Raw genomic sequence first — 24,121 nt, 5'->3', positions numbered from 1 at the left:
CACCATACTTAACGAATCACATTCGTTTTACGTTGAACGTCGAATACCCGAGCACCGAGGAAACCCCATGCTGACGATCACCGCCCTCACCCCACCCGAGTCTCTGGCCGCGACTACGCCGTCCACGTCCACACCTCTGCGTGTAGGTCTCGTGCAACATCGCTGGCACGAGGACCAAGACGACCTCTACACCGAATTGAGCGAGGGCATTGCGTCCGCAGCGAAGCTGGGCGCTTCCGTGGTCTTTCTTCCGGAGCTGACGCTCAGCCGCTACCCCGCCTCCACCCCGGCCGGCGACAATCCCGGACGCGAAGCGGAAGACCTGCTCACCGGACCCACTCTCGCCTTCGCCGCCAAAGCCGCCGCCGCGAACCAGGTCCTCGTCCACGCATCGCTGTACGAGCGCAGTGAGGCCGAGGACGGACTGGGATTCAACACCGCGATCCTCGTCTCGCCCGAAGGTGAGCTTCTCGCCAGAACCCGCAAGCTCCACATTCCGGTGACGGCCGGATACTACGAGGACACGTACTTCCGCGGCGGTCCGGCGCAGGACGCATACCCCGTCCACGAGGCACTCGGCGCGAAGTTCGGCCTCCCGACATGCTGGGACGAGTGGTTCCCGGAGGTCGCACGTGCATACTCCCTCGCCGGCGCCCAGGTTCTGGTGTACCCGACGGCGATCGGCTCCGAGCCCGATCACCCGAACTTCGACACCCAACCGCTGTGGCAGCAGGTGATCGTCGGAAACGGTATCGCAAACGGCACCTTCATGGTTGTTCCCAATCGCCACGGCAGTGAAGGTCTCATCACCTTCTACGGTTCTTCCTTCATCTCGGATCCGTACGGACGCATCCTCGTTCAGGCTCCCCGCGACGAATCAGCAGTGCTGGTCGCCGATCTCGATCTTCGGCAACGTGAAGACTGGCTTGCACTGTTCCCGTTCCTGGCCACTCGCCGACCCGACACCTACTCGGCTCTGACCGCACCGGTGAACACTGTGGGAGCCAACCGATGACCTGGCGAATGCCCGCGGAAAGTGAACCGCACGAACGCACCTGGATGGCGTACCCCAGCGCCGGGTACTCCCTCGGCGACACCGCCGAGGAACAGCACGAAGCGCGCTCGACGTGGGCGGCCGTCGCCCACGCCGTCGCAGAATTCGAGCCGGTCACCGTCGTCGTCGATCCCGCCGAAGTCGAAGAAGCACGAAAGTATCTGTCCGAGAAGGTCGACATCGTCGAGGCGCCTCTCAACGACGCGTGGATGCGCGACATCGGGCCGACGTTCGTCCTGTCCGACGAAGGCCGTCTCGGCGGAGTCGACTGGGTGTTCAACGGCTGGGGCGCACAGGGGTGGGCGCAGTGGGACAAGGACTCGAAGATCGGCGCATTTGTCGTCGAACAATCCGGTGCCCAGTTGATCGACTCACCAATCGTCAACGAGGGCGGCGGTATTCAGGTCGACGGTCTCGGCACCGTCTTGGTCACCGAAACCGTCCAACTCGATCCGGGACGAAACCCCGACCTGACGAAGGCCGACATCGAGGCCGAACTCGCCCGCACCATCGGCGCCAAGCACGTGATCTGGCTTCCCCGCGGGTTGACTCGCGATCAGGAGATGTACGGAACGCGCGGACACGTCGACATCGTCGCTGCCATCTCTTCCCCCGGAGTGGTACTCGTCCATGACCAACGCAATCCGGTGCACCCCGACTACGCCGTCAGCAAGACGATCATCGAGTTGTTCGAAAGCTCGACGGACGTCGGCGGCCGGCCGTGGAAGGTCATTCGGGTGCCTGCACCCGAAATCCTGCGCGACGACGAGGGATTCGTCGACTACAGCTACATCAACCATCTCGTGGTCAACCGTGGAGTGATCGCCTGCAGCTTCGACGATCCGGCCGACGCCGAAGCGGCCCGGATCCTGTCAGCCGCTTACCCCGGACGCACTGTCGTCACCGTCGACGCCAGACCGCTGTTCGAACGTGGCGGCGGCATCCACTGCATCACCCAGCACCAGCCCGCTGAACAAGACTGACGGCGGCAGAATTAGCGGCGACCTCGCATGTAGTCGCTCACGACGGCGGCGCCGAGGCCGTCCAGGTCCGGTGCGATGACGCGTCCACCCACCCGGTGCGCCATCCGGTCGACCACCCTGGCCAGACCTGGATCCTCACCGAGGCGGAAGAACGTGACCTTGGCGCCCAGCCTGGCCACGGCGTCGAGTGCTCGAACCGTCAAACCGAGGGTTCGCGCACTCGGCGGGTAGTCGAACCTGGCTTCTCCGTCCGCTTCGAGATGAGCCGTCGGCTCACCGTCGGTGACGATCAGTACCACCGGCTGCGCATTGGAATGGCGTCGAAGGTGTCTGGCCGCCAACAACAGTGCGTGGTGCAGGTTGGTTCCCTGGTCCCACGCGCCGTCCAAACCGGCGAGCTCCGACGGGCTCAGTACGTGCGCGTGGCGTCCGAAGGCGATCAACTGCAGCTCGTCGCTGCGAAACCTCGTGCTCACCAGATGATTGAGTGCCAGAGCGGTGCGCTTCATCGGCACCCAGCGATCCTCCATCACCATCGAGAACGACGTGTCCACCAACAGAGCCACCGCAGCCTGACTACGCTGCTCGGTTTCGGCCACCTCGACATCGACGACGCTCAGCCGCACCGGCATTCGGCCAGGGTCACGTAGGACGGCGTTGGTGATGGTTCTCGTGACGTCCCAGGGTTCGGTGTCCCCGAACTCCCATTCGCGGGAAGCTCCGGTCGGTTCGCCCATCGCACCTGCCCGACGCGTATCGCGTTGACCGGTTCGCGACGACAGTTGCCCGGCGACGTCACGCAGAGCGGTCTGTCCGAGCTGTCGCATGGCTTTGGGCGACAAGCGCCATTGACCGTCTGGTGCGCGATCGAAGAAACCCTGTTCCTGCAAAGCCTTTTCGAGATCGGCCAGGGTGCGAGCATCAGCGGCCGCTTCGCCGCCGAGTTGCCGCGCGAGTAGCTCGGGGTCGATGTCGTCGAGCGCTGCGCCTGCATACTGCTGCGACAGTTGATCTGCCAGCGATTCCAGCTCGGCGATATCCTGCAGGGCACCGGTCCCCTCACCCAACCCCATTCCGTTGTCGCCGCGGAACTGTTGCGAACCTTCCCAGTCCTCACCCGGCCGAGCCGCCTGAAGGAACTGGTCGAGTTGACTCAGCTCACTCATCAGACTCGGATCACCGAACGCCTGCTGCGCCAACGCATCCAACTCGTCACGCTGCTCCTGCGAGAGCGAGTTACGCAATCGTTGTGCGGCCGCCGCGCGCTGCGCCAACGAATCCAGAAGTTCGTCGACGTTGCGCGGGTTGTCCGGGAAATACTGCCCGTGCTTGTCCATGAACTCCGCAAACTGCTCCGGAGTGTCGACGCCCCGAGAGTGCGCATCGAGCAGTTGATTCAGATCTGCCAGCATCTGGCGAATCTGCTCACGATCCTCGTCGGTAGCGTCCTCGAGTGCCTGCTTCATTCCCGAGAAGCGTTGATCGAGGACCTCACGTCCGAGCAGATCACGAATCTTCTCGTAATCCGCGCGAGCCTGTTCGCTGCGCCAGTTGTAGTCGGCCAGATCTTGCACGGCCTGAGCTGTCGACGGTGGCAACTCCTCGATCCGCATTTCGTTGAATCGTGCGTCGTCGTCGAGAGCACGTGCCAGTTCTTTGCGCTCTTCGAGCACCGCCTTGTCGAGAAGCTTACGAACCTCGTCGAGCGTTCCGTCGAGATTGTTGCGGCGCAGCAACTCACGTCGACGCCGGTTCGCCTGGGCAGCAAGGTCGTCGAGCCCGCGCATGTCTCGGTTTCCGCGGCGCAGGAGCTCCCGGAGGGCATGGCGCGGCGACGTGCCTGACAACACGTCGTCGCCGATTGCTGCCAAGGCCTCGCGCAGATCTACCGGAGGCGCCAGCGGATCGGGACCACCGTCGTACGGCCCGTACCGCGGATTGTGGATCATCACTGCCCCTTACGAATACACCGAGCGGCCGCCCGGGCCTTGATCTTTGGAGATCCGGCGCGCGAGGTAAAGCCCTTCGAGGGCAAGTTCGGCACCGGCGGCACGCTCGCCGTCGGATTGCGCGCCGAGGCGTTCGGCTACTTCATCCAGGACCTCGAGATCCGGAAGCTCGTCGAGAAACGCCTTGGCCGTGACAGATTCACCGGTGACGATCGTATTGCCCGTCTCCACAGCAGCAACCAACATCCCGAGGTCGATTCCGCCGAGTCGTACCCGAACCGTATCGGCGGTCGCGCGACGCAGCAGGTGCTCGAGCACCTCCAGTTCCCGTCCCTCTTCACCGGATTCGAACTCGACCTTGCCGCGAAGAACCTCGACCACGGACTCGAGATCGACGGGCCGTGCAACAGGATCGGCCTCGCCGAGCACCGCCGCGCGTCGTACCGCCGCTGCACTGACGGTTTCCGCGCCGGCGACGGCAAATCGTGCCGACACACCCGATCGCTGATCCACCGAGGTGGATTCGCGTAGCAAGCGCGTGAACCTGGCAAGAATTTCGAGAAGGTAGTCAGGCACCTCCGCGGCCAGGTGCGCCTCCTGCTCGATCACCGCGATCTCACCCGCCAACTCGACGGGGTAGTGAGTGCGGATTTCGGCGCCGAAGCGGTCCTTGAGCGGTGTGATGATGCGCCCGCGGTTGGTGTAGTCCTCAGGATTTGCGCTCGCGACCAGAAGGACGTCCAATGGAAGCCGAAGCGTGTACCCGCGGACCTGGATGTCCCGCTCTTCCATCACGTTGAGCAACGAGACCTGGATGCGCTCGGCGAGGTCGGGAAGCTCGTTGATGGCCACGATTCCGCGATGCGCGCGGGGCACGAGACCGAAGTGAATGGTCTCCGGATCGCCGAGGCTCCTACCCTCGGCCACCTTGACCGGGTCGACGTCGCCGATCAGGTCGGCGACCGAGGTGTCCGGCGTTGCCAGTTTCTCGGAGTACCGCTCGCCGCGGTGTCGCCAGGCGATCGGGAGGTCGTCACCCAGTTCCTTGGCTCGACGTATCGAAGCCGGTGTGATCGGCTCGTACGGGTGCTCCCCCAGTTCCGAGCCTTCGATGACGGGCGTCCACTCGTCGAGCAGGAGCCCGAGAGTGCGAAGCAACCTCGTCTTTCCTTGACCGCGTTCGCCGAGCAGAACCACGTCGTGGCCGGCGATCAGCGCCCGCTCGAGTTGCGGGGCGACCGTGTCCTCGAACCCGACTATCCCGGGCCAGGGGTCACGGCCGTCCCGCAACGCGGCGAGAAGGTTCTCTCGTAGTTCTTCCTTGACACTTCGCTGTACGTGTCCGGAGGCGCGTAGCTCTCCGAGGGTTTTTGCGACAGTCACCACTCCACGCTACGAGTGTTTGCGGGGTTTCGCCTCTCGCCGAGGAAGTTCGGTCGCTCAGCCCTCGATGTTCTCGGGATTCATCCAGATGATTTCCCAGATGTGGCCGTCGGGATCCTGGAAGCTGCGGCTGTACATGAAGCCGTGATCCTGCGTCGCGTTTCCTTCGGAACCGCCGGTCGCGAGTGCCTTGTCGACGAGGGTGTCGACGGCCTCACGGGTCTCGGCCGAGAGACCGAGCAGCGCTTCCGTCGACGTCGAGGTGTCGGCAATGCCCTTGGTGGTGAAGGTCTTGAAGAAGGGCTCGGCCAACAGCATCACGACGATGGTGTCACTGATGACCATCGACGACGCATTCTCGTCGGAGAACTGCGTGTTCTTGGAGTATCCGAGGCCCTCGTAGAAGGTGGTGGCCTTGCCGAGGTCCTTGACGGGCAGGTTGAGGAAGAACATCGGCTGCGGGTTTGTCGCCATGAAAGGTCCTTTCCGAGACTTTGCTGTGCGCCTTTATTAACCGCCGGCGGTTAATAAAGGCGCACAGTAGACCTAAACTCCACCCATGGATACCTGGGTGTTGCCCGCCATGCTCGGGCTCGGACTCGCCGCAGCGTCCGGAATGCGAACCTTCCTGCCGCTGCTGATGCTCAGCGCTGCCGTCCACTTCGAACTGTTCGGAATCACCGTCGGCGAGTCGATGCGGTGGATCGGATCCACCGGCGCGCTGGTGGCATTGGGAATCGCCGCGGTGGTCGAACTGGGTGCCGACCTCATTCCCTTCGTGGACAACGCACTCTCGGTGATCGGGAACGTCACCGGACCTATCGCCGGAGTGATCGCGGCTTGGGCGGCCTTCAGCCATCTCGACCCCGCGATGGCCGCGTTGGCGGGCATCATCGTCGGAGCGCCGACGGCGCTGACATTCAGCGCCGCCCAGACCGGCACTCGCGCGGTCAGTACGGCCACTACCGGTGGACTGGCGAATCCCGTCGTCTCCGTCATCGAGGATGTGCTGACTTTCTTCACCTCCTTGATCGCGATGATCTTGCCGCTCCTGATCATTCCGCTGCTCGCCGCACTCTTGTGGTTCAGCTGGCGCGGATGGCGACGTGTCCGGAGTCTGCGCACCGCCTGAACCTGCGGACCTGGTAGACAAGTCGTCATGTCCGACACCGAGATCTCGTTCCAATCCGGCGACGTCACCCTGTACGGGAGTCTTCGCCTGGCAGCCTCACCCGACTCCCCGGCGCCGGCCGCGCTGATTCTGGCCGGCAGCGGCCCCACCGACCGAAACGGCGACAGCGCACTCCTCGAAGGCGACATCGGAACTCTGCGGTTCATCGCGGATCTTCTTGAAAATCAAGGCATTTCAAGCCTGCGTTACGACAAGCTCGGCAGCGGCGAAACCGCCCTCGGCGACTACGAGATCGAGGACATCGCCGATCTCGGCTTCAACACATTCGTCGACGCCGCCTCCGACGGACTTGACTACCTCGCCGGACAACCCGGCGTCGATCCCGAGCGACTGTTCGTCGTCGGACACAGCGACGGCGCCGTCGTCGCGCTGGCACTTGCCACGGCGAAAGAGGGCACAAGAGTCAGCGCCCTCGCACTGCTCGAGCCACTGAGTGTCCGGCTTCTCGATCTACTCACGACGCAGATTCACCGCCAGCTCGACGCCGTCGTCGGCGCCGGACAGTTGCCGGTCGAACTGGCTGACGAACTGCGCGTAGCGCTCGCCGACGCCGTCGAGTCTCTTCGGACCGAGGGCACGGTTCCGGATGATCTACCCGAACCGCTGCAGAACGCGGGACTCGTTCACGCCAATGCCAAGGCACTCGCCGAGGAAGACGCACTGGACCCGGTTGCGCTCGTAACGGCGCTGCCGGCAGGCATGCCCGTTCTCACCAGCTGCTCGGACAAGGACATCCAAGTAATTCCCTCCGACGTCGCGGCACTCGACGCCGCGCTCTCACATACCGCGCTGACTTCAGTGCGGATGCGCAACGCCAACTTCGTACTCAAGGACATCGGCGAAGAACAGTCCACCGGGGCCGACTACGTCGCTCCGCTTCCGTACTCGGCAGAGTTCGCGGAGCCCTTCACAGCGTGGGTCCGCTCGTTCTCCTGATCACGTACAGACCGAACGTCCTCTTTTCCGGGTAGAAAGTTCCCTCCGCGAACCATCGCGGAGGGACTTCTGCTTTCTACGCCTGACCTGCAACAAAGGCTCTCTCAATCCAGCGAACCCGGGGACAGAAGTCACCCGGAGTTTACGTTCGCGGCGCTTTTTATTGGTGCGAACCCTCGATCCGTGCTGTACGGTCATCCATTAACCAGCAACGCCACACAGAAAGGAACGGACGTCATGTCGCTACACCCGAACTTTGCATCCGTACCTTCGTGGCGCAGCTGCACCGCAGGCAAGCACATTTTTTCGGCCGCAATGTCGGCCAAGCACATGGGCAACAAGCGCGGTGTACCCCGAGAATGATCCCCAGTTTCACCGGATTCGTTCTCGGGCACCCAGGGCAAACGCCTCGGGTGCCTTTTCTTTTACCTTTCACACGCAGGAGCACCAGATGAAACTTCGAGTCAACCAACTGTCCATCGCGCCGCCGTATGTCGATCTGCCCGGTGACCTCACCGGATACGCCGTCACCCTGGATCTTTCGCACTCCGATGCTGCCCACGAAGCCACCCTCGGCGCACTGATCAGCGAGATCCGCAGTCGCGGAGCCTCACGCGTGGTCATCACCGGCTCACCCCGCGAACTCCAGGGCACCCACAGCAGCGCAGCCTGAAAGAACCGGGCCGGCCTGAAAGCAGAACGGGCCCCGAACTCCCGTTGAGGAGTCGAGGCCCGCTACCGAAGCAGAAAGTCAGTGCGCGAAGTGGCGCGCACCGGTCAGATAAAGAGTGACACCGGCTTCCTTGGCCGCGGCAATCACCTCGTTGTCGCGAACCGAACCACCCGGCTGCACAACAGCCTTGACGCCGGCGTTGAGAAGAACCTGCAGACCGTCGGGGAACGGGAAGAACGCGTCCGAGGCCGCAACCGACCCTACGACGCGGTCACCGGCTCGCTGAACAGCAAGATGCGCTGCATCGACGCGGTTGACCTGGCCCATACCGACGCCGACGGACGCGCCGCCGGAGGCCAGCAGGATCGCGTTTGACTTCACCGATCGGCTGGCGCGCCAAGCAAATTCGAGGTCTGCGAGAGTCTCGGCATCTGCAGCCTCACCGTTGGCGAGAGTCCAGTTGGCCGGGTTGTCGCCGTCAGCGTCCAGAACGTCGCGCTGCTGGAGCAAGGTACCGCCAGAGATCGGACGCAGTTCGATTCCGGTAGCGGTCGGAGCCGCAGCCTTCAGAACACGAATGTTCTTCTTACGCTGCAGAACCTCGACAGCCCCGTCTTCGTACGAGGGCGCGATGACAACCTCGGTGAAGATATCGGCGATCTGCTCTGCCAGTTCGACGGTGACCTCACGGTTGGCTGCGATGACACCACCGAATGCACTGACCGGATCGCAAGCATGCGCCTTGCGGTGGGCGTCGGCAATGTCGGTCCCGATGGCGATGCCACACGGGTTGGCGTGCTTGATGATTGCGACGGCCGGATCAGTGAAGTCGTACGCTGCACGCCACGCTGCGTCGGAGTCCGTGTAGTTGTTGTACGACATCTCCTTGCCGTGCAACTGCTCCGCCTGAGCCAAACCTGCAGGCGCAGCCGGGTTTTCGTACAGCGCGGCGTCCTGGTGCGGGTTCTCGCCGTAGCGAAGGACAGCGCTGCGGTTCCAGGTAGCACCGACCCAGGCGGGGAACAGCGAACCGTCCTCGTCAGCTGCGATCGTGCTCGTCATCCAGCTTGCAACAGCGACGTCGTACGACGCAGTGTGCTGGAACGCCTGCGCCGCAAGCACAGTGCGCTCACGCAAGGTGAATCCGCCACCGGCAACGGCAGTCAGGACATCGGCGTACCGAGCCGGATCGACCACGACGGCAACCGACGGATGGTTCTTGGCTGCAGCACGCACCATCGACGGGCCGCCGATGTCGATCTGCTCGACGCACTCGTCCGGGCTAGCGCCCGAGGCAACCGTCTCGGTGAAGGGGTACAGGTTCACGACGACCAATTCGAAGGTCGCGATGCCGAGTTCCTCGAGCTGAGCGAGGTGATCCGGCTTGCGGGTATCGGCGAGGACGCCGGCATGGACGCGCGGATGCAGCGTCTTCACGCGGCCTTCGAGGCATTCCGGGAATCCGGTCAGAGCCTCGACCGGGGTCACGGGGATTCCGGCGTCGGCGATCTTCGACGCGGTCGAACCGGTCGAGACCAACTCGACACCGGCCTCGTGCAGGCCCGTGGCCAGCTCGATCAGACCACTCTTGTCGTAGACGCTGACAAGTGCACGGCGCACAGCCTTGCGTTCACTCACTGGGGATCACGGCCTTTCGTCCATCGGAAACCACTCCGCGCGTAGCAACAGCGGCGATGACGTCCGCCAACAACCGTCGCTCCACAATTTTGATGCGTTCATGCAACGAAGACTCGGTGTCGTCGTCATGCACCGGCACAGCTTCCTGCGCCAAGATCGGCCCGGTATCAACTCCGCCGTCGACGAGATGCACCGTGGAACCGGTGACCTTCACGCCGTACGCCAGAGCGTCGGGAACCGCGTGCGCGCCGGGAAAGGCAGGCAGCAACGCGGGATGAGTGTTGATGATTCGGCCGCCGAAACGCGCGAGAAAGCTGGGGCCGAGGATTTTCATGAAGCCTGCACTGACCACGAGATCGGGTTCGTGCTCGGCCACCGCTGCTGTCAGCGCCTCGTCCCAGGCGGCACGATTTTCATAAGTCTTGATCGAGACTTTGAAGGACGGGATCTTCGAATCCGCAGCGTGCTCGGCGGCGAGGCAGTCACGATCTACCCCGACGGCAACGATCTCGGCCGGGTATCCCTCGGCGTGCGAAGCCTCGATCAGCGAAGTCAGCAGGGTTCCCGCGCCGGAAGCGAGTACGACTACCCGCGCGATCGAGTCGCGAAATTGGACCCCGTCGGGCATTGTCGGCTGCGGATTGTCGGCCGAGGCAGTCAGCGCACTACTCCTGAGAACTGGAAGATGATGCGGCCGGAGTATCGGCCGCATGACAGCCTAGTCGCTGGACTTCTGCGGCTTCGAGGGCAGGTCGGTCTCCGGCTCGGCCCCGGCTGCGGAGTCGGCTGTGGGGTCCGCCTCGGGTGCCGCGACAACCTCGGCGTCGACTACTTCGATCTCGACGGTTTCCTCTGTCACTACCTGCACGGGTTCGCCTGATTCCTCGACGATTTCCGCTTCGACGACCTTGGTGACAACGACCGCAGATTCCTGGGCCAGCACTTCGCCCGTGTTCTCGTCGTCCTCGTCTTCCGGTGTGGCCGCAGCCGTGATCGCAAGTTCGGGCTCGACTGTTCGAGCCGGTTCAGCCGTCGGGGGCGCAACCTCGTCCTTCATGTGTCCGCGGTGTGAGAACCACATCGCGAACAGCGCCGAGACCGTTCCGAACAATCCCAGCCACGCAAAGGTCAGAAGACCGAAGCCCCACCACAGGACCTCGACGGTGCCGAACTGCCCGAGGTCTCCCCCGGCAGCAAGAGCGAGCAGCGCCATGACGACGCCGGCTCCGGCAGCTGCCGTCAACACTGCGAGCACACTGTCCTGCCCGGCGATGCGTCGAGCGCAATCACGGCCGAGCATCATGCCCACCGCTGCCGGAACGATCAACAACACGGGCCAGATTCCACCGGCGACGCCTTCCGGAATCGCTCCGAGAAGGGGCAAGGGTGGCAGGTCACCGCCGATGTTGCCGAACACGCTGATGGAGACATTGCCGAAATCGGCCGTCGATCCCGTCATCACCGCGGCTGCGCCGACCACGAGGTTCGGCAGATAGAGCAGCGACAACACCGTTAATCCCAGTACGCCGACAAACCCGTTGCCGCGCGCGAGTAGGTCACCGACCGTCGACCACGACACGAGTAGTGACACCACGACGGCCACGGCGCCCGCAGCCAACAGCGCTGCCGACGCAGCCGTTGCCGGTCGAACAGCAGCAGATGCCCACGGCGGAATCTCGGCGACGACCCGATCCCAGTGCGCAGCAGCAACACCGACGGACGCGGCGATCAGGTGAATCCCGGCGACCCAGCCGAAAGCAGCCAACGTGTTGGGGCTAGACAGCGGAATGGCTGCGGAGGCGTCGGCAACCACGGCGAGAGCGATTGCCGTGATAGTCAACGGTCCGGCTACCGCGGCCCCCACCAGGCGGAGGGTGTCGTCACGGGAGTCGGTGTGCACCGCAGTCGACGCGCATCGGCGTGCAACCACCCACATCATGACGGCCGTCGGAAGCAATGGCAGTACACCGAGTTGGACGCCGCTGATAGTCGCCGGCACCTGGTGGATGACCAACCATGTGGTGGCAATGGCGCCGAAGGTTCCGGTCAGGTCGCTGCTCGCCGATACCAAGGTGACCACAACGACAGCCGCGATCAGCAGCATCGTCAGACCCGACGGCCGGAAGGCGACCGTCAGCAGCTTGCGCGCCAGGTCCGGGTTCGGTGCCGGGCGACCGCCGCCGACGCGGCCGCCGCCAGTACGACCACGTCCGGGTCGTGAGGACGCGGGACGGGACCGGGTGCCATCAATCAAAGAACTCATCCCCTCGAGGGTTTCACTCGATAGTGCGCCGCGCACTCAGGCGCGCCGTCGGGCTCACGGAATGTGGCCTCCACCCGCAGCGGGTCGGAGGCCACATTCATGTTCGTGAAACGAAGTAGTACTACTGCTGACGCTCGTCGGGGTTCTGCGACCCGAAGACCTTGGTCTCGGCCGCGGAATCGCTGCTGCCCTGGTCAGGCTCAGCAGACGGCGTCGGCGCTTCGAAAGTGGGCGGCTCGAAGCCCGTCGGCTGCTCGGTCGAGCCAGTCTGCTGCTGGTTGTACGGCTGGCCGTAACCGCGCGGAGCGGTGAACTGATCCGACGAGTAACTCGGGTTCGGCTGACTCGCGGGCTGCGAGGTCAGCGGATAGTAAGACGACGTCGTCGCGGCCGAGTCGGTCTGTGCGGGATTCTGCACCGGGTTCTGACCGTAGGGAGACGCAGTCTGGCCGTAAGGCGGCTGCGAAGCAGTCGGGTCGGCGGGGGCGGCGTGCGCTCCCCCGTATCCCTGCTGCTGCGCCTGCCCGTACTGCGGGTTCTGCTGGTACTGGCCCGGCTGCTGAGCCTGCTGCGGCTGGCCGTACTGAGCCTGTCCGTATCCCTGTGGCTGACCTGGCGCCTGCCCCGGCGCCTGGCCCTGGGGCTGGCCATAGCCCTGCGGCTGACCGTACTGCTGAGCTACCGGACGCGGCGCGGGAGCCTTCAGGATTCCGATCTCGAACAACAACGCGGCGACTGCGACGACCGTCTGCACGAACGAGAGGATCAGCACGATGATCAGACCCCAACCGAGGCTGATGTCGACGTAGTCGCTGGTACCTACGGAGAACGCGGCGAACACCAAAGCGAAGAAACCCGTGAGGGTGAGCGCTGCGGCAATGCCTGCATACGACTGCTTCGGGAGGAGCGATACGCCTGCGACCACACCGCCGGCGAAAACGAATCCGAGGCCGTAGATGCTCGACTCGAAGAAGCTCGAACTGGTGTCCAGATCGCTACCAATGCCGCTGCTGCTTCCACTGATCGACGTGAAAGGCGCAAAACCGAGTAGGAAATTGATCAGGCCGAGTGCCGCGACGGCGATGAGCAGGATGAATCCGAGATTCTTGGTTCCACCGCCCGCTGCCGGCTGATTCGGTGGCCCGAAGCTGGGCCCTTGCGGCGTGAACGTCATGACTTCTCCTCGTAGACGGTCTTCGATGGTTACCAGCGTATGTGTCTCGACTTCGCACGCTAACACCGACAGGAGACAATGGGCAGATGCCCTTCACCCTCGCGCCCGGCGCCGACCATGTCGTCGAAACCGAGGTGAAGCACTCACGATTCATCGCCGCGCTTCGCCGGATCGACGACGCCGAGGCCGCCACGGAGTTCGTCGCGGAGCAGAAGTCGCTGTATCCCGATGCGCGCCATCATTGTTCGGCTTTCGTGATCGGATACGAAGCGAACTCACGCGTCGAGCGTGCACACGACGACGGCGAACCAGGCGGGACAGCTGGGGTGCCGATGCTTCAGGTTCTCAAGTCTCGAGATCTGGTCGATGTGATTGTTGTCGTCACGCGCTACTTCGGCGGAATCAAGCTCGGCGCCGGTGGGTTGGTCCGCGCGCATTCGGGAGCCGTCTCGGTTGCTCTCGATTCGGCCGAGCTTGTGGCCAGGGAGAGGAGGATCCTGCGCACTTTGGCGATCCGGCACTCAGAGGCCGGTCGGGTGGAAGCGGAGCTGAGAGCGCGGGGCGTCTCGGTGCTCGGAACTGCGTATGGATCGAAGGCGGTGATGACGCTCGCCGCCGGTGACGCCGACGATCTCGACTCGATCGTCGCATCCATCACATCCGGTGCCGGGCAGTTGGAACCTGCCGGGTCGATGTGGGTCGATACCACTGTGCGTGGTTAAGGAGTCCGGAGACTCCCTAACCACGCACGGGGGCGAAGCCCCTTACAGGGACTGAAGAATCTCGCGAGCGAGAGCAGCAGTGGCGGACGGCGTCTTGCCGACCTTCACGCCTGCAGCTTCGAGAGCTTCCTGCTTTGCCTGAGCCGTTCCCGAGGAACCGGAGACGATGGCGCCTGCGTGGCCCATGGTCTTGCCTTCGGGAGCGGTGAAGCCAGCCACGTAGCCGACGACCGGCTTGGTGACGTTGGCCTTGATGTAATCGGCTGCACGCTCTTCCGCGTCGCCACCGATTTCACCGATCATCACGATGACCTTGGTCTCGGGATCCTTCTCGAACGCCTCGATGGCGTCGATGTGGGTGGTTCCGATGACCGGGTCGCCGCCGATGCCGATGGCGGTGGAGAAGCCGAAGTCACGGAGTTCGTACATCATCTGGTAGGTCAGGGTGCCCGACTTGGAGACCAGGCCGATGGGGCCGGTGCCTGCAATGTTGGAGGGCGTGATGCCGACGAGGGCCTCACCCGGGGTGATGATGCCGGGGCAGTTCGGTCCGATGATGCGCGTCTTCTTGCCCTTGGACTCGTTGTACGCCCAAGCGTAAGCGGAGTCCTGAACCGGGATGCCCTCGGTGATGACCACGAGGAGCGGGATCTCCGCGTCGATGGCCTCGACGATGGCGTCCTTCGAGAAGGCCGGGGGAACGAATGCGATGGAGACGTCTGCGCCGGTCTCCTTGATTGCCTCTTCGACCGTCGCGAAGACGGGGAGCTCGACAGGGGAACCGTCAGCAGCAACGTGCGAGACCGTGGTGCCGGCCTTGCGAGCGTTGACGCCGCCGACGACCTGGGTGCCGGCCTTGAGCATCAGAGCGGTGTGCTTGGTGCCCTCGCCGCCGGTGATGCCCTGGACGATGACCTTTGAATCCTTGGTGAGGAAGATTGCCATTGTTCTGTGAGTCCCTTACTTCGCTGCGTGAGCGAGTTCGGCGGCCTTGTCGGCGGCCTCGTCCATGGTTGCGACGACCGTGACCAGCGGGTGGTTGGCCTCGGCGAGGATGCGACGACCCTCTTCGACGTTGTTTCCGTCCAGGCGAACGACGAGCGGCTTGTTGGCCTCGTCGCCCAGGGTCTTCAGTGCGCCGACGATGCCGTTGGCAACTGCGTCACACGCGGTGATGCCGCCGAAGACGTTGACGAACACGCTCTTGACCTGTGCGTCGTTCAGGATGACGTCGAGGCCGGCAGCCATGACTGCAGCGGAAGCTCCGCCGCCGATGTCGAGGAAGTTGGCGGGCTTGACGCCACCGTGGTTCTCGCCGGCGTATGCGACGACGTCCAGGGTGGACATGACCAGGCCTGCGCCGTTGCCGATGATTCCGACCTCACCGTCGAGCTTGACGTAGTTGAGGTCGTTTTCCTTGGCCTTGAGCTCGAGGGGATCGGTAGCGTCGCGATCCTCGAATGCCTCGTGGCCGGGCTGACGGAACGCCGCGTTCTCATCGAGGGTGACCTTGCCGTCGAGGGCGAGGATCTGATCGTCAGGCGTGCGAACGAGGGGGTTGACCTCGACGAGGAGTGCGTCCTCGTTGATGAAGACCTCCCACAGCTTCTGGATCGTGACGGCCGCTGCGTCGAGCACCTCTGCGGGCAGCTTTCCTGCCTCGGCGATGCTGCGCGCGAACGCGAGGTCGACGCCCTTGACTGCGTCGACGGGGATCTTGGCGAGAGCGTCGGGGTTCTCCTCGGCGGTGACCTCGATCTCGACGCCACCCTCTACCGAGCACATGGCCAGGTAGGTGCGGTTGGTGCGGTCGAGCAGGAAGGAGATGTAGTACTCCTCGGCAATGTCACTTGCCTCTGCGACCAGCAGCTTCTTGACGACATGGCCCTTGATGTCCAGGCCCAGGATTGCCTCGGCGTTTGCCACTGCGGCATCCACGTCGGGCGAGTACTTGACGCCACCGGCCTTGCCGCGGCCGCCTACCTTGACCTGTGCCTTCACCATCACGGGCTTACCGATTTCTTCGGCAATCTCGCGTGCGCCGGCGACTGTGTCTGTAACACGTCCAGCCGAAGTCGGCACTCCGTGCTTGGCGAAGAGTTCCTTCGCCTGGTATTCGAAGAGATCCATCTGCTCACCGTCTCGTCTGCGTTGTCACCCGCTCGAGGGGTAGGAGCGGGTCTGTTCTGGACTTTAACCAGTTGCCGCGTTCGGTTTGCGCCCGCACTGATGCTATGTGGCCCAAGTCACGCGCAAATGCGCAATGAGGCACGCCTCACCGATCGAGCAAGGTGGCCACACCGAATTTGTCAAGCATCAGTCTCACTGATTCTTGCGCTCGAGAACGCTGCAACGAGAAGCAACACTATGCCCGTGGCCGCTGTGATCGCACCCACCCCCACGGTTGCGTCCGATATGCGCGATGACGTCAGCGGCCACTCACTGACGTACACCAGAGCTGCCACGGCAGATCCGATCAGCATTGCCGCGCCTCGAGCCGGCCGCGCAGACGCTGCGATCACAGCGGCGATCACGACGGTGACGCCGACGAGCAGTTGCCCCCAGACGTCAATTCCCCACGGCCACTCCAGAACTGACGCCGCTGTGTAGGCGTCACCCCGATAGAGGGGAAGCGCGGTCCCGATCAGGACTGCGACTGCGCCGATCCCACCGACGAGAAGCACCAGCCCTCTCGAACCGCCGTCTACCGACGTGTCGACGTCTTCACGTTCTGCGCTTCCCGCCAGCCAGACGAGCAGTCCCGTCGCCGCAGCGAGGAGAGCCGCGCCACAAAGCACGAAGGCGCCGGCACCTAACCCGACGCCTGGTACGTCCGTCGCGATGACCGCCGACTGCATGACAGCCGCGACGCCCATCACGACGGTGGTCCACAGCACTCCGACGGCCGGACGCACCACGGCGGCGCGGCCCGGGGCAAACAGGCCCAGCGCGGCGAGGAGCAATACGGCAGCGGCGAGCAGGACAACTCGAGACGACAGCATCGACGGCTCCGGGATTCCGTCCGGCAACGACAGGACAGGCAAAGCCGAGCCGACGCCCGCAACAGCCGCAGTGATGATTGCGGCGGTACCGGCGACGCGGTGAAGTCTGTCGACCCGCGCTTGCGCCGCCCGGGACTGAGCCACCATCGCTGCTTTGAGCGCACCCTTTGTTGTCTTCGCAGGCGCGCGGACCACACTTTCAGCGGGAATCGCATCCGTTTCACGCCTGGATGCGAGGTAAGGCGCTGAAACTCCGATCACGACGATGACCACGGCGGCCAGTGCCCCGACCACGGATCCCGAACCGACGCCGATCCGATCGCCGGCCGCGAACCCAGCCATCACCCTGGTTCCACTGACTGCGAGTGCGCCGAGGCCGACACCGATCAGGGCGCCGCAGCCCACCGGCAGCGAGATGGACGTCAACGCCGCCGCGACCGCAACGAGCACCGCGACGCCGAGCAATCCTGTACCGACGGCGGTGGCCGACGCCGAGTCGACGAGCGGTTTGACCAGAAAGATCGGATCCTGCGAACTGAAGGACGGCCCGAACAGGGAGAGCACGAACACCACAGCAGCCAGAATCAGCAGCGCTGTCGGCCACGCGCCGATCCGTCCGCCAACCGATCGCCCGTCGAATTCCGCGGCGCGAGCGCTGCCGTATCCGTCCCGTTCCGATTCACGATGGACGGCGACAAGTCCGAGCACCCCGGACAGGACAAGAAGGCAGTGTCCCGCGAGCGCGAGATAAGCGCCAGGACCCGCATCGATCGAACCCGCCGAAATCGGACGGAAAAGGTCCAAGCGGTTTGCATCGATTGCGTCGACGAACAACTGGACGTCGAGAATTGCCGCTCCGAGCGACACCGCCCCGATACCGGCCAGGAGTCCACCGGCCAAGGCGGGCCTGCGGCCCGAGGTGAGCACTGCAACCAACGGCACGATGATCGTGCAGACGGCCGCGAAGAGAGCGGCAGAAGCAAGAGCCCCCGTCGTGTCGACCCCGCGGCCACTCCCGACTCCGACGACGGGACTGGCTGCCACTCCGACGGCACCGAGCAGTCCGATTACCGCCGCAAGTGGCGCCCCGGACTTCACTCCGGGGTCGTCGAAACGCGCCTGCGACGTAGTTCCAGGTGTTGTGGACACTCGATCGACGGTAGTGCCTGAATGGACCGGTGATCCGGTTGTGACACGCGTGATCACGAAACGAGATGATTCGTCCGTTTTGCCCGTATCGACATATTCCCAGGTCAAGCTGTGAGGCACGTCACATAATCGGACAGGTTTCCGCTACGGCTTGCGCCCATCGCAATCATTTCGTTACCGTCAGTCGGTCTAAGTCACGGGCTGATCACGAACTCGAGGAGAGAACCGGCATATGCATCACCGCAGCCAGTTCACCGCTAGTAGGTTCTCGAACTCAGCTCCAGACGAGGTCACGACCACTTATCCAACGCACTCGGCCAGGCGTTACACCGAGACCAAAAGTTCTGAGATCTCTACCGATATGTTCACTCGAAATTCATCCTCCACGTCGTCAGATTCCGACTCTCACGAGTTCGTCGAGTCCGACGTGATCAGCACCCCCACTTACGCCTCTTCCGCACCGACAGTCGATGTCGAATCTCCGGTTCGCCGCAGCGGTGCTCACCGACTCCCCACCCCTCCCTCTGCTCTCAAGGGCCGCGCCGCCGTTCTGGCAGTTGCAGCCGGCGCAGTTGTCGCCGCGGGCCAGGCAGTTGTCAACGACGGTTCCTCTTCCGCCGCCGACCACTCGGAAGTTGCACTCGCCAACGAGTCCTCCGCGATCGGCACCACCGCAGAACCGCAGGCCGCTCAGTTCGCTCCGGCCACCTCCACGGCAGCCACCACCGAGGCCGACGCTCCCCAGGTCCTCAACGTCGCAGCACCGACCGACCTCTCCCAGTTCAGCAACCTGCTTGCCAAGGGCCAGCGTTTCAGTGACGAGCGCGCAGCACGCGAAGCAGCTGCCCGTCGCCCGCTGTTCGTCCTGCCGGCAGTCGGCACGTTCACGTCCAACTTCGGCACCCGCTGGGGCACCCTGCACGCCGGCGTCGACATCGCCGCCCCGATCGGGACGCCCATCGTCGCAGTCGCCGACGGCAAGGTCATCGATTCAGGTCCGGCTTCCGGATTCGGCATGTGGGTACGCCTACAGCACGCAGACGGAACGATCACCGTCTACGGCCACATCGACACGTCCACCGTCACCGTCGGTCAGCAGGTCATGGCCGGCGACCAGATCGCCACTGTCGGCAACCGCGGCTTCTCCACCGGCCCCCACCTTCACTTCGAGGTTCACCTCGCCGGCGAGAACAAGATCGACCCCCTCCCTTGGCTCGCATCACGCGGCATCAGCCTCGGTATCGAGCAGGACTGACCGCAAGCCCAACGCTTCTGACAAAAATTTCCGGCCCGCACCTTTCCAGGTACGGGCCGGAAATTTTTTGTCTGTCTTCTACAGCTTGACCATCGGCACACCGCCGATGAGCATCAACCGCACCTTGCCCGCGCTACCGAAGTCGATGGTGACCGTCGCGGTGGGTCCGGTGCCCTTGGTTTCCAACACGGTGCCCAGACCGTACTTGTCGTGACTGACGCGGTCACCCGTGGCAAGGACCAGAACGTTGTTGCGGCCACGCGCGGCACCGAAACTGGGAGTCGACGCAGCCTTGCCGGACCCTCCCCCGTAGTTCTGCCCGCCACCGTATCCCTGGCCGCCCTGGCTGCCGTATCGGCTTCCGCTGCCGTAACCCGGCCTGCCGCTTCCGAATCCACCACCGGTGCCCGGATCCTCACGGCGCCAATTGATCAGGTCCTCCGGGATCTCCTGGATGAACCGCGACGCCGGGTTCTGGATCGGTTGTCCCCAAGCCGAACGCATGATCGCGCGCGTCAGGTACAGGCGCTGCCTGGCACGGGTGATGCCGACGTAAGCGAGTCGACGCTCTTCGGACAGCTCTGCCGGATCACCGAGGGCGCGCATGTGCGGGAACTGCCCGTCCTCCCAACCGGTGACGAAGACGACCGGGAACTCGAGGCCCTTGGCGGTGTGAAGCGTCATCATCGTGACGACGCCGTCGTCGGAGTCCGGCAGTTGATCGGCGTCGGCGACAAGCGATACCCGTTCGAGGAAGGCGGCAAGCGAACCCGGATCGGGTTCGCCTTCACGCATTGCTGCGGTTTCCTCGTCGTCCGGATCGATCAGTCCGGCCGCGTTTCGTGCGTCGGAGCTGAATTCTCTTGCCACGCTGACGAGTTCGTTCAAGTTGTCGAGCCGCGCGCCGTCCTGTGGATCGCTGCTGGCCGCAAGCTCGGCGCGGTAGCCGGTGCGCTCGAGCACCGCCTCGGCGACCTCACCGATGTCACCGAGTTCGAAGGGTTCGTCCTCGTCGGCGGCCGGTGTCGGCAGCAGGGCCCGCAGCCCGTCCATCATCTCGAGGAACGACGCGATGGCCTTCTGTGACCGCGTATTGAGCAGCGCCACTTTGCCTTCCGCGCCGTCGCGCAGTGCGGCGGCGAAGCTGATGTTGCGATGCTCGGAGTGCACGGCGACGCAGGCTTCGGCTCGATCACCGATACCGCGTCGTGGCGTGTTGAGAATGCGTCGCAGGCTCACGGTGTCGTCTTCGTTGGCGAGGACGCGCAGATACGCGACGATGTCCCGAACTTCCTTGCGCTCGTAGAAGCGAACGCCGCCGACCACCTTGTACGGCACTCCGAGTCGAATGAAGATCTCCTCGAGCGCGCGTGAGGAGTTGTTGGTCCGGTAGAACACCGCGATGTCGGCGAACTTGGTCTCGCCCTGGTCCACCAGCCGATCGATCTCCGAGGCGACAAAAGATGCTTCGTCGTGCTCGTTGTCTGCAACGTAGCCGACGATCAGTTCACCTTCACCCGAATCGGTCCACAGACGCTTTTCACGTCGGCCGGTGTTCTTGGAAATCACGGAATTGGCCGCAGACAGAATGTTCTGCGTCGAACGGTAGTTCTGTTCGAGAAGGATGGTCCGAGCGTCCGGGTAGTCGCGTTCGAACTCTTCGATGTTGCGGATAGTGGCTCCGCGGAATGCATAGATCGACTGATCGGCGTCACCGACGACGCACAATTCGGCCGGGGCAACGGCATGGTCGGACTCTCCGGCACCGCCGACCAGTTCACGCACCAGCATGTACTGCGCGTGGTTGGTGTCCTGGTACTCGTCGACGAGCACGTGACGGAAGCGGCGGCGGTAGTACTCGGCAATCTGGGGAAACGCCTGGAGAAGCGCAACGGTCTCACCGATGAGATCGTCGAAGTCGAGTGCGTTCGCCGCACGCAACCGCTGTTGGTAATGGCCGTAGACCTTGGCGATCAGTCGCGGCAGTTCGGCCGGATCCTGATCGGCTGCGACAACCGCCTCTTCCGGTCCGACGAGTTCGTTCTTCAGGTTGGAGATGTGAGTGGCGAGAAGCCGCGCGGAGAATCGTTTGGTGTCGAGCTCGAGGTCCTTCGAGATCATCGTCAGCAGTCGACGCGAATCGTCGGAATCGTAGATCGAGAAATTCGAGCTCAAACCGGGCAGGAGCGCCGCCTGTGCTCGCAGGATGCGCACGCAACTGGAGTGGAACGTCGATACCCACATGGCGTTGGCACGCGGTCCGACAAGGGCTGCCACACGCTCGCGCATCTCGGCCGCAGCCTTGTTGGTGAACGTGATGGCCAGGATCTGACCGGGGGTGACACCCCGTTCGGCCAGCAGATAGGCGATGCGACGCGTCAGTACTGCCGTCTTGCCCGAGCCGGCGCCCGCGACGATCAGCAACGGCGAACCGGCATGGACCACGGCCTCGCGCTGTTGCGGGTTGAGACCCTCGAGGAGGGCGTCCGAACCCGCGCCATGTCCTCGCGCGCCGCCCCCGTCGTGCTGGGAATGTCCGTCGTGCTCACCGAGTGCTGGGTACGTGTTCATCGCCTGTCCACGCTACCGGCGTCCACCGACACGGTCGTCAGTGCGTCCACCTGCTGGTAGAGGCACTTGGATTACCTGTGTCGAGCATGGCAAACTGGACGCTATGTTCAGCATTTCCGTTCGCGACAACACGGCCGACCCCGTCGGCCCGCTGTGGCGTTACTTTACGTGCCCCGGACCTCGGTGCACGTGATCTGAACAGCTCACCCGCCCCTGGTCCGAATCGGATCCGGGGCATTTTCGTCAGTGTGCCTGGATCGGTAACGACCCGAGCCGAGACCACGATCCACGCAGTAGGAAGAGGAGACGAATAGCAATGAGCACCCAGGCTGCAGCCCCCAATGGAAATACTGTAAATACTGTAAACACTGCTCCGACAGACGTCGAGATCCCCCAGAGTGAGGCGGAGATCGACGAACTACGGAAAGAAATCGACCGTCTCGACGCCGAGATCCTCGCGGCCATCAAACGCCGCTCCGAGGTCTCCCAAATCATCGGCCGTACCCGGATGGCATCGGGTGGTCCGCGTCTGGTGCACAGCCGAGAGATGAAGGTCCTCGAACGGTTCAACGAGCTGGGCCAGGAAGGCCACACCCTCGCGATGCTGCTCCTGCGCCTGGGCCGCGGACGCCTGGGCCACTAGCGCACACCCAGATCACTTGCGAACGGCTACATCGGATGCCTCTGGCAGTCCCGATGTAGCCGTTCGTGTGTGTATCAGTTCTCGAGCGCGATGTACTTCGTGTTCAGGTATTCCTCGATCCCCTCGGTCCCGCCCTCGCGGCCGAATCCGGATTCCTTCACACCACCGAACGGCGCTGCCGCGTCCGAGATCACTCCGCGGTTGACGCCGATCATTCCTGATTCCAGTGCGTCGGAGACCCGAAGCGCACGGTCGAGATCCCTCGTGAAGATGTACGCAGCCAATCCGAACTCGGTGTCGTTGGCGGCCGCGATGCCTTCGGCTTCGGTGTCGAAGCCGGTGATCGCGGCAACGGGTCCGAACACCTCTTCCTTCAGTATCCGCGCGCTCGCCGGAACGTCGGCCAACACCGTGGCCGGATAGAAGTAACCCTCACCACCTGGCGCTTTACCGCCCAGTCGAACCTTCGCCCCGGCATCCACCGCATCTGCAACCAACTCTGCGACCGTGTCGAGCTGGTTCTGGTTGATCAGCGGGCCGAGCTTCGTCTCCGGGTCGGTACCCGGTCCCATCGTGAACGCCGCCATCTTCTCGGTCAGCTTGGTCGTGAACTCCTCACGCACGGCGTTGGCGACATGGAACCGGTTGGCGGCGGTGCAGGCTTCGCCTCCGTTGCGAAGCTTGGCCAGTACCGCACCCTCGACTGCCTTGTCGACGTCCGCGTCGTCGAACACGACGAAGGGCGCGTTGCCACCCAATTCCATCGACGTGCGGAGCAATCGCTTCGCGGACTTCTCCACCAGCATCTTGCCGACGCCGGTGGACCCGGTGAAGGTGAGCTTGCGCAGTCGAGGGTCGTCGATGAGAGGGCCGGTCACTTCACCGGATTTCGATGTCGGCAACACCGAGAGGACTCCGTCGGGCAGCCCTGCTTCGGCCATGAGCTGAGCGAGCAGCAGCATCGTCAACGGGGTCTCCGAGGCGGGCTTGACGATGATCGTGCAGCCGGCGGCCAACGCCGGTCCGATCTTGCGGGTGCCCATCGCCAACGGAAAATTCCAGGGAGTGATGGCCAGACACGGTCCGACCGGCGCCTTCGTGACGAGGATCCGGCCGTTGCCCGCCGGCGCCGGCGTGTAGCGCCCGCCGATGCGAACGGCCTCCTCGCTGAACCACCGGAAGAACTCGGCGCCGTACTTGACCTCGGCACGGCTCTCGGCGAGTGCCTTGCCCATTTCGAGGGTCATCAGCAGCGCCACGTCCTCGGCGCGCTCGGTGATCTTCTCGAAGACGGCTCGCAGAATTTCACCACGCTCGCGCGCAGGTGTGCTCGCCCACTTCGACGAGACGGCCACGGCTTCGTCGAGAGCGCGCAGCGCATCCGCGGGGCTCGCATCGGCGACGTCGGTCAACGATTTTCCGGTCGCCGGATCCGCCACCGGGAAGGTCGCGTTGTTCTCCGCGGGCACGAACCGGCCGCCGACGAACAACTGGGTGGGAACTGATCGAATGAATTCGAATGTGTCCATGGGTT

20 protein-coding genes are annotated in these 24,121 nt (G+C 63.9%); 8 read left to right on the top strand and 12 right to left on the bottom strand.

Going from position 1 to position 24,121, the window contains the following annotated elements; translation table 11 throughout:
• Window positions 1-67: 67 nt before the first annotated feature.
• The gene (locus R4P70_RS07885; RefSeq protein ID WP_029255930.1) at window positions 68-1,015 is read left to right on the top strand and encodes a nitrilase-related carbon-nitrogen hydrolase; all 948 of its coding nucleotides are present in this window, start codon (window positions 68-70) and stop codon (window positions 1,013-1,015) included.
• Window positions 1,012-2,037, top strand: coding sequence for an agmatine deiminase family protein (locus tag R4P70_RS07880; RefSeq protein WP_317830636.1), 1,026 nt, complete (start codon window positions 1,012-1,014; stop codon window positions 2,035-2,037). The genes R4P70_RS07885 and R4P70_RS07880 overlap by 4 nt, the downstream gene beginning before the upstream one ends.
• An 11-nt stretch (window positions 2,038-2,048) precedes the next feature.
• Here R4P70_RS07880 and R4P70_RS07875 read toward each other — a convergent pair whose 3' ends face one another.
• Genes R4P70_RS07875 through R4P70_RS07865 form a run of 3 tightly spaced genes read right to left on the bottom strand, consistent with a single transcriptional unit; the run spans window position 2,049 to window position 5,843 of the window.
• Window positions 2,049-3,986 carry a VWA domain-containing protein gene (locus R4P70_RS07875; protein WP_317830635.1) on the bottom strand — a complete coding sequence of 646 codons (1,938 nt, stop codon included), beginning with the start codon at window positions 3,984-3,986 and terminating at the stop codon, window positions 2,049-2,051.
• Window positions 3,987-3,995: 9 nt separating this feature from the next.
• The gene (locus R4P70_RS07870; protein WP_135000458.1) at window positions 3,996-5,372 is read right to left on the bottom strand and encodes an ATP-binding protein; all 1,377 of its coding nucleotides are present in this window, start codon (window positions 5,370-5,372) and stop codon (window positions 3,996-3,998) included.
• 54 nt (window positions 5,373-5,426) lie between these two features.
• Complete coding sequence (locus tag R4P70_RS07865) at window positions 5,427-5,843, bottom strand: VOC family protein (protein ID WP_019744746.1); 417 nt, start codon at window positions 5,841-5,843, stop codon at window positions 5,427-5,429.
• Window positions 5,844-5,928: 85 nt separating this feature from the next.
• Here R4P70_RS07865 and R4P70_RS07860 point away from each other — a divergent pair, with 85 nt between their 5' ends.
• The 3 genes from R4P70_RS07860 to R4P70_RS07850 all read left to right on the top strand — a co-directional run bounded on the left by R4P70_RS07860 (window position 5,929) and on the right by R4P70_RS07850 (window position 8,170).
• Complete coding sequence (locus R4P70_RS07860; protein WP_317830634.1) at window positions 5,929-6,501, top strand: DUF4126 domain-containing protein; 573 nt, start codon at window positions 5,929-5,931, stop codon at window positions 6,499-6,501.
• A gap of 27 nt (window positions 6,502-6,528) precedes the next feature.
• The gene (locus R4P70_RS07855) at window positions 6,529-7,497 is read left to right on the top strand and encodes an alpha/beta hydrolase family protein (protein WP_020908642.1); all 969 of its coding nucleotides are present in this window, start codon (window positions 6,529-6,531) and stop codon (window positions 7,495-7,497) included.
• 451 nt (window positions 7,498-7,948) lie between these two features.
• Complete coding sequence (locus R4P70_RS07850) at window positions 7,949-8,170, top strand: hypothetical protein (RefSeq protein ID WP_003946391.1); 222 nt, start codon at window positions 7,949-7,951, stop codon at window positions 8,168-8,170.
• Window positions 8,171-8,248: 78 nt separating this feature from the next.
• Here the strand turns inward: R4P70_RS07850 and purH are convergent, their stop codons facing one another.
• From purH to R4P70_RS07830, 4 genes are all read right to left on the bottom strand, one after another.
• Window positions 8,249-9,808 (bottom strand): bifunctional phosphoribosylaminoimidazolecarboxamide formyltransferase/IMP cyclohydrolase, encoded by a 1,560-nt coding sequence (purH, locus tag R4P70_RS07845; protein ID WP_003946407.1) that lies wholly within the window; start codon window positions 9,806-9,808, stop codon window positions 8,249-8,251.
• The gene (gene purN, locus R4P70_RS07840) at window positions 9,801-10,520 is read right to left on the bottom strand and encodes a phosphoribosylglycinamide formyltransferase (protein ID WP_019744749.1); all 720 of its coding nucleotides are present in this window, start codon (window positions 10,518-10,520) and stop codon (window positions 9,801-9,803) included. The genes purH and purN overlap by 8 nt, the downstream gene beginning before the upstream one ends.
• A 6-nt stretch (window positions 10,521-10,526) precedes the next feature.
• Window positions 10,527-12,071 carry a DUF6350 family protein gene (locus R4P70_RS07835; RefSeq protein WP_020908646.1) on the bottom strand — a complete coding sequence of 515 codons (1,545 nt, stop codon included), beginning with the start codon at window positions 12,069-12,071 and terminating at the stop codon, window positions 10,527-10,529.
• A gap of 121 nt (window positions 12,072-12,192) precedes the next feature.
• Entirely contained in the window at window positions 12,193-13,245 is a 1,053-nt protein-coding gene (locus R4P70_RS07830; protein ID WP_317830633.1) for a DUF5336 domain-containing protein, read from the bottom strand.
• 86 nt (window positions 13,246-13,331) lie between these two features.
• Here R4P70_RS07830 and R4P70_RS07825 point away from each other — a divergent pair, with 86 nt between their 5' ends.
• Entirely contained in the window at window positions 13,332-13,967 is a 636-nt protein-coding gene (locus tag R4P70_RS07825; RefSeq protein WP_317830632.1) for a YigZ family protein, read from the top strand.
• A 42-nt stretch (window positions 13,968-14,009) separates the two neighbouring features.
• On the opposite strand, the gene sucD is transcribed toward R4P70_RS07825, so the two are convergent.
• From sucD to R4P70_RS07810, 3 genes are all read right to left on the bottom strand, one after another.
• Window positions 14,010-14,912, bottom strand: a complete 903-nt coding sequence (gene sucD, locus R4P70_RS07820; RefSeq protein WP_317830631.1) for a succinate--CoA ligase subunit alpha — start codon at window positions 14,910-14,912, stop codon at window positions 14,010-14,012.
• A 15-nt stretch (window positions 14,913-14,927) separates the two neighbouring features.
• A complete protein-coding gene (sucC, locus tag R4P70_RS07815) occupies window positions 14,928-16,097 on the bottom strand; it encodes an ADP-forming succinate--CoA ligase subunit beta (protein ID WP_019744753.1) in 1,170 nt (389 codons plus the stop codon).
• A gap of 179 nt (window positions 16,098-16,276) precedes the next feature.
• Window positions 16,277-18,118 carry a hypothetical protein gene (locus R4P70_RS07810; protein WP_317830630.1) on the bottom strand — a complete coding sequence of 614 codons (1,842 nt, stop codon included), beginning with the start codon at window positions 18,116-18,118 and terminating at the stop codon, window positions 16,277-16,279.
• A gap of 232 nt (window positions 18,119-18,350) precedes the next feature.
• Between R4P70_RS07810 and R4P70_RS07805 the strand changes: the two genes are divergently transcribed.
• Window positions 18,351-19,373, top strand: a complete 1,023-nt coding sequence (locus R4P70_RS07805; protein ID WP_020970357.1) for a M23 family metallopeptidase — start codon at window positions 18,351-18,353, stop codon at window positions 19,371-19,373.
• Between the two features lie 78 nt (window positions 19,374-19,451).
• On the opposite strand, the gene pcrA is transcribed toward R4P70_RS07805, so the two are convergent.
• Entirely contained in the window at window positions 19,452-21,944 is a 2,493-nt protein-coding gene (gene pcrA, locus R4P70_RS07800) for a DNA helicase PcrA (protein WP_019744756.1), read from the bottom strand.
• Window positions 21,945-22,260: 316 nt separating this feature from the next.
• Between pcrA and R4P70_RS07795 the strand changes: the two genes are divergently transcribed.
• Window positions 22,261-22,587, top strand: coding sequence for a chorismate mutase (locus R4P70_RS07795; RefSeq protein WP_019744757.1), 327 nt, complete (start codon window positions 22,261-22,263; stop codon window positions 22,585-22,587).
• A gap of 74 nt (window positions 22,588-22,661) precedes the next feature.
• On the opposite strand, the gene R4P70_RS07790 is transcribed toward R4P70_RS07795, so the two are convergent.
• A complete protein-coding gene (locus R4P70_RS07790) occupies window positions 22,662-24,116 on the bottom strand; it encodes an NAD-dependent succinate-semialdehyde dehydrogenase (protein WP_024487185.1) in 1,455 nt (484 codons plus the stop codon).
• Window positions 24,117-24,121: the final 5 nt, after the last annotated feature.

Origin of the sequence: Rhodococcus sp. IEGM 1241, from assembly GCF_033142365.1 — a bacterium.
Classification (GTDB): domain Bacteria; phylum Actinomycetota; class Actinomycetes; order Mycobacteriales; family Mycobacteriaceae; genus Rhodococcus_F; species Rhodococcus_F erythropolis.
The sequence above is the reverse complement of the archived record's forward strand: the minus strand, read 5'-3'. Positions and strand labels throughout refer to the sequence as shown.

Bases quoted from the DNA above. Each gene is read 5' to 3' on its own strand.
- R4P70_RS07790 (WP_024487185.1), bottom strand. From the start codon at position 24,116: ATGGACACATTCGAATTCATTCGATCAGTTCCCACCCAGTTGTTCGTC.
- R4P70_RS07855 (WP_020908642.1), top strand. From the start codon at position 6,529: ATGTCCGACACCGAGATCTCGTTCCAATCCGGCGACGTCACCCTGTAC.
- sucD (WP_317830631.1), bottom strand. From the start codon at position 14,912: ATGGCAATCTTCCTCACCAAGGATTCAAAGGTCATCGTCCAGGGCATC.
- purN (WP_019744749.1), bottom strand. From the start codon at position 10,520: ATGCGGCCGATACTCCGGCCGCATCATCTTCCAGTTCTCAGGAGTAGT.
- R4P70_RS07875 (WP_317830635.1), bottom strand. From the start codon at position 3,986: ATGATCCACAATCCGCGGTACGGGCCGTACGACGGTGGTCCCGATCCG.
- R4P70_RS07805 (WP_020970357.1), top strand. From the start codon at position 18,351: ATGCATCACCGCAGCCAGTTCACCGCTAGTAGGTTCTCGAACTCAGCT.
- R4P70_RS07860 (WP_317830634.1), top strand. From the start codon at position 5,929: ATGGATACCTGGGTGTTGCCCGCCATGCTCGGGCTCGGACTCGCCGCA.
- R4P70_RS07830 (WP_317830633.1), bottom strand. From the start codon at position 13,245: ATGACGTTCACGCCGCAAGGGCCCAGCTTCGGGCCACCGAATCAGCCG.
- R4P70_RS07835 (WP_020908646.1), bottom strand. From the start codon at position 12,071: ATGAGTTCTTTGATTGATGGCACCCGGTCCCGTCCCGCGTCCTCACGA.
- R4P70_RS07825 (WP_317830632.1), top strand. From the start codon at position 13,332: ATGCCCTTCACCCTCGCGCCCGGCGCCGACCATGTCGTCGAAACCGAG.
- R4P70_RS07880 (WP_317830636.1), top strand. From the start codon at position 1,012: ATGACCTGGCGAATGCCCGCGGAAAGTGAACCGCACGAACGCACCTGG.
- sucC (WP_019744753.1), bottom strand. From the start codon at position 16,097: ATGGATCTCTTCGAATACCAGGCGAAGGAACTCTTCGCCAAGCACGGA.
- R4P70_RS07795 (WP_019744757.1), top strand. From the start codon at position 22,261: ATGAGCACCCAGGCTGCAGCCCCCAATGGAAATACTGTAAATACTGTA.
- R4P70_RS07865 (WP_019744746.1), bottom strand. From the start codon at position 5,843: ATGGCGACAAACCCGCAGCCGATGTTCTTCCTCAACCTGCCCGTCAAG.
- R4P70_RS07885 (WP_029255930.1), top strand. From the start codon at position 68: ATGCTGACGATCACCGCCCTCACCCCACCCGAGTCTCTGGCCGCGACT.
- pcrA (WP_019744756.1), bottom strand. From the start codon at position 21,944: ATGAACACGTACCCAGCACTCGGTGAGCACGACGGACATTCCCAGCAC.
- R4P70_RS07850 (WP_003946391.1), top strand. From the start codon at position 7,949: ATGAAACTTCGAGTCAACCAACTGTCCATCGCGCCGCCGTATGTCGAT.